At 34.2% G+C, this 4,822-nt stretch carries 5 protein-coding genes; all 5 read left to right on the forward strand.

The genetic code is table 11. The features are described from left to right. Positions 1–342, forward strand: a 342-nt coding sequence (locus tag EGH73_RS03805) for a TerY-C metal binding domain-containing protein (protein WP_317124635.1), incomplete at its 5' end; no start/stop codon positions are given. 1 nt (position 343) lies between these two features. Beyond that, on the forward strand, positions 344–1,945 hold the full coding sequence (locus tag EGH73_RS03810; protein ID WP_123280765.1) for a protein phosphatase 2C domain-containing protein: 1,602 nt from the start codon (positions 344–346) through the stop codon (positions 1,943–1,945). A 4-nt stretch (positions 1,946–1,949) separates the two neighbouring features. After that, positions 1,950–3,074 (forward strand): protein kinase domain-containing protein, encoded by a 1,125-nt coding sequence (locus tag EGH73_RS03815; protein ID WP_317124636.1) that lies wholly within the window; start codon positions 1,950–1,952, stop codon positions 3,072–3,074. A gap of 72 nt (positions 3,075–3,146) precedes the next feature. After that, on the forward strand, positions 3,147–3,479 hold the full coding sequence (locus EGH73_RS14460; RefSeq protein ID WP_317124637.1) for a hypothetical protein: 333 nt from the start codon (positions 3,147–3,149) through the stop codon (positions 3,477–3,479). Between the two features lie 10 nt (positions 3,480–3,489). Continuing rightward, on the forward strand, positions 3,490–4,758 hold the full coding sequence (locus EGH73_RS03820; RefSeq protein ID WP_123280766.1) for a TerC family protein: 1,269 nt from the start codon (positions 3,490–3,492) through the stop codon (positions 4,756–4,758). The last annotated feature ends 64 nt before the right edge of the window (positions 4,759–4,822 follow it).

A 4,822-nucleotide genomic window follows, 5' to 3' on the forward strand; every position in this document is an offset into this window, starting at 1 on the left:
CCCGAACTCAGGTTAATTAAGTTCAAAAAAGGATTAGAAGAATCGGGAGTTCCAGGGTTCAATACAAGAATTTATTTAGTCGAAGGAGCGCACAAAATTGATGAAAAATCATATCTGGAATTATCAGATGGAGGTAGCCATTCTTTGAAAATTTCCTCAGATGAACTTTACGGAAATCCTAGTTGTCCTTGTTGTGCAAATAATTACGCATTAGCGACTTGCCAGTGTGGTGGTATTCATTGCATTTCGGGACAAGGCGAAAGCAAATGTCCATATTGTGGAAATGTTGGCTATTATGGGGTTTCAGAAGGCGGTTTTGATATTAACAGAACTCTAGGATAATATGGAAGATCTTTTAAAACAGTTATTAGTGGAAAACAGCATTGCTGAAAGTAAAACTACCAATAATACAATTTCAAAACTAATTGACAATACCCGAATTATAGGCTTGGCAAATTCTATTTCGGCAACAAAAAAGCAAATCTTAGAAATATTTAATATGTACAAACAAAGCGAGGATTTTAAAGAAAAACATATTGCAATAGATAATGCCAACGCGAAGCGTGAATATGAATATTTCTTTAATATGGAGGACTTTCCTGATCTTGTGATTACCAAAATTGTTAATTTGGATTCAACAGGGTTACAATTTGATGCGGAAAAAAATAGAATTTACGGAACTCCACCTGTTGCTTGTAATGCCGATTTGCACGTCATGTTTTTTCATAAGTCCGATGAAAACCTAACGGAGGATGCAAAAGTAATTCCTTTTATTGTTAATGCAGATCCAAAGGACTTGTGGAAGAATATTCCAAGTAATAAGGATATAATTTATGCTAAAGAAGATGAATTATCCTTAAAAGCAAATTTTTTAGATAAGAAAATTGTAGTTGCCTCCAAAAGGGGACGGTCTCATGCGCATGATGGTACTTCACGAGATGATCATTTCTCTGTAGCAAAATTACCTGATGATTGGGCATTGGTTGCCGTTGCTGATGGAGCCGGCTCTGCAAAATATGCAAGACAGGGTTCGAAAATCGCAACTGAACATTTGCAAGAATATTTCAGTAATGAAGAAGTTTTAAGAAATTTGTCCTCGTTTGTTACATTATACCAGAATAGTGAGAATCTATTAGTAAATCCTGAAAGTGTTGAAGATGCTGTTTCTCAAGAAAACAAGGTGGTATCCGATTCAGACATCCCTAATTATTCAGCAGATGTCAAACAAGATCTAGAGCAAGTAAATCTTTCAAGTTCTCAAAATTTCGATGAAGTAAAAGAAAATCTTGCTGCTAATGAAGGTGATAATTCAAATGATGATGATAATACACCTCCAGATAATTCAAACCTTGCACGAGATCCAAAAATAGATGCTAAATCATCTATTGTTAATGTTCTTTATAAATCCGTAAGAAGCGTATTTCAAAAACTTCAAGACTTTTCATCACATGAAAACATGACTTTGAAGGATTTAAATACAACATTGATTTTTGCTTTAGCCAAGAAATTTGATTTTGGTTATGCAATTCTAACTTTTGGCGTCGGAGATTGTCCCATAAATATTCTTTCGAACGATGAACAAACCATTGAATTGCTTAATTACATGGACGTAGGTGAATTTGGAGGCGGAACAAGGTTTGTAACAATGCCTGAAATCTATTCGAATCCAAATATGGGTAGTCGTTTCGCACTAAATTTCTATAAAGATTTTTCTAAGTTATTTTTGATGACAGATGGTATCTACGATCCCAAATTTATTACCGAAAACAAATTGGAAGATTTCGAAGCATGGAAAAACTTTTTAGATGATCTTGATGGTAAAAATGAAGATGGAGCAAAAGTAGATTTTTCTAATGATGAAAACGTAGACAGGCAACTGATGACTTGGATGGATTTCTGGAGCAAAGGAAATCACGACGACCGCACATTAGCAATTATTTATTAAGATTATGTCAGTACAAAAAGTTAATTCAATAATTGATGCTTCAAAATCTTACGAATATGTAGATAACGGCAGTCCGAAACAAGGCGGGGTGAAAGATGTATATTTTTCACCGGATAAAAAATATGTTGTTGCATTTTATAGAGATAAAAAGCCAGAACCTACCCCTATACAGAAACAGCAACAAAAGGAAAGGATTGTTAAAATAGTTAGTACTTATTTAAAAAATATCAAAAGTGGCAATGTACCAGATTATTTTCTTGATGAAATTTTCAGATGGCCTACTGATGTCGTTGAAAAAAATAACCAATTAGGAATAGTTGTTCCTATTTATCTGAACAAGTTCTTCTTTGCCAAAGGCTATAAAGGGAATGACATGATAAAAGGTGGGGAAAAAGTAGGCAAATGGTTTACGTCTCCGTCTTTTCGTAATAACCAATATCCTTTATCTTTAGACAAGTCAGAATTAGGAGATTGGCTCAGTTATTTTCAGATTGGTATTAACATTTCCAGAGGTGTAAAAAAAATGCACCAAATGGGTCTCGCACATTCTGACTTATCTTATAACAATGTTTTGGTAGATCCGGTTACTAAGTCGGCTTCAATTATTGATATTGATGGTTTAGTGGTTCCAGGTTTATTCCCACCCGATGTTATCGGAACTGCAGATTTTATCGCTCCCGAAGTGTTGTCAACAAAACACTTGAATATTTCAGATCCCAACAGGAAATTGCCTAGTCAGAAAACAGATCTTCATGCACTTGCGGTTTTAATTTATATGTATCTCTTAAGAAGACACCCTTTACGAGGCGGTAAAATTTGGGATCTAGATGCAGAAAAAGATGAAGTGATGGCTATGGGTGAGAAGGCAGTTTTTGTGGAACACCCAACGGATAATGTTAATAGAGTAAAAGTTGACCATTTAAAAAAATGGGATGTGTTTTGGGGTGATCCAAAGAAAATTCCATTCACCGTAACGGGCCCATATCTGTCTGAATTATTTAAACGGGCATTTATTGATGGATTGCATAACCCAATGCTTCGTCCTATAGCAAACGAATGGGAAACAGCTTTATTAAAAACGGTAGATCTCATTCAGCCATGTCATAATCCGAATTGTGATGAAAAATGATATGTTTTTGATAATACTTCAAAGCCAAAATGTCCTTTCTGTGGCACTCCGCATAAAGGCAGTTTGCCTGTTTTGGATTTATATTGCAAAACAAAAAATGATGTATGGAAACCTGAAAACCACAGATTAATGGTTTATCACAATCAATATCTTTTCAAATGGCATGTTTCGCGAAATGTTATTAGAAACGAGGGTCTTACAAATAATGATAAAAAGCCGGTAGGATACTTTACTTTCTATCAAAATAAATGGGTTCTTGTTAATCAATCTTTAACGGGCATGAAAGATCTTACTGAACAAAAAGAAATTCCAATCAATTCTATGGTTGAATTGACTCACGGAAAAAAAATCCTCCTATCCAATGAAGAAGGAGGTAGACTAATATACGTAACAATGGTAAACTAAAAATTAAATTATGAATAACAGTATTATTGATTTGCACCCAGGACTTATAGTAGGTTTTGCGGTAGTTATTATTATCATGTTACTTCTAGACTTAGGTGTATTTAACAAGAAAAGTCATGAAGTATCTTCAAAAGAAGCATTTTGGTGGTCAATCACTTGGATTGCGTTATCTATGGTGTTTTCGGGTGTAGTTTATTGGTTATATAATCAAGACGAAGGTGGGCATGCTTTAGCAATAGAAAAATTCACTCAATATCAGACCGCCTATTGGGTAGAGAAAGCTTTATCAGTAGACAACTTATTTGTGTTTATTCTAGTTTTTTCCTTTTTTAATGTTCCAAAGTATTTACACCACAAAGTGCTTTTTTGGGGTGTTTTAGGAGCTATTATCTTACGTGCGATTTTCATTTTTGCGGGAGTAGAACTTATTAATAAGACATATTTACAGCAGTTTATCCAGAATGATAGTGCGTTACATTATTGGATTTGGACGATAGTTGGTATTTTATCAATTTTTTTAGGTTTTAGATATCTAAAAGAAGAAAAAGCATTTGAAATACTCGCTGTCTCTTTTGGCGTGCTTCTTTTGATCGGAGTAAATGTGAAATATCTAGTAGATGTAAATACTTTACAATTGCCTGAAATTAATATTGTTTTGACATTGTTTGGTCTGTTCTTAGTTTATGCAGGTATCAAATCTTGGAAAGAAGCATCTGGAGGAGATGATGAAGAAAGTGATTTTGGGAATTCAAAAGGAGCAAGGTTAGTAAAATTCTTTTTTAAAGTAAGTGATAACTTTGATGGAGCAAAATTTTTCACCATTCAAAATGGGGTAAAAATGGCGACCCCATTATTAATAGTAATAGCAGTAGTTGAATTTACAGATTTACTTTTCGCTGTAGATTCAATTCCAGCAATTTTTGCAATTTCTAAAGATCCATTCATCCTTTATACTTCAAATATTTTTGCAATTTTAGGTCTTAGATCTCTTTATTTCTTATTGGCGAACTTTATTCACATGTTTAGCAAACTACCTTATGGTTTGGCTTTTGTCCTTGCTTTCATTGGTTTCAAAATGTTAATAGCACCTGTAATTCACATACCATCCCCTGTTTCTCTTGGAATTGTTGGTGGGATATTGATTTTGTCAGTAGTATTGTCAATCGTCTTTCCAGAGACTAAAGAGGATTTAACCCAAATCACGCAGTTGAAATTTTTTGAGATAAGTCTATGGGGTAATCCCAAATTCCGACGAACCATTTTCTGCGTTTTTTGGTGAGTGCAATCTTCAGTTTGAGTGTGTCACCTACTTTTTCAAAATATGCTCCAATAGCAAAGGTTCT

Origin of the sequence: Epilithonimonas hominis (genome assembly GCF_003730015.1) — a bacterium.
Lineage (GTDB): Bacteria > Bacteroidota > Bacteroidia > Flavobacteriales > Weeksellaceae > Epilithonimonas > Epilithonimonas hominis.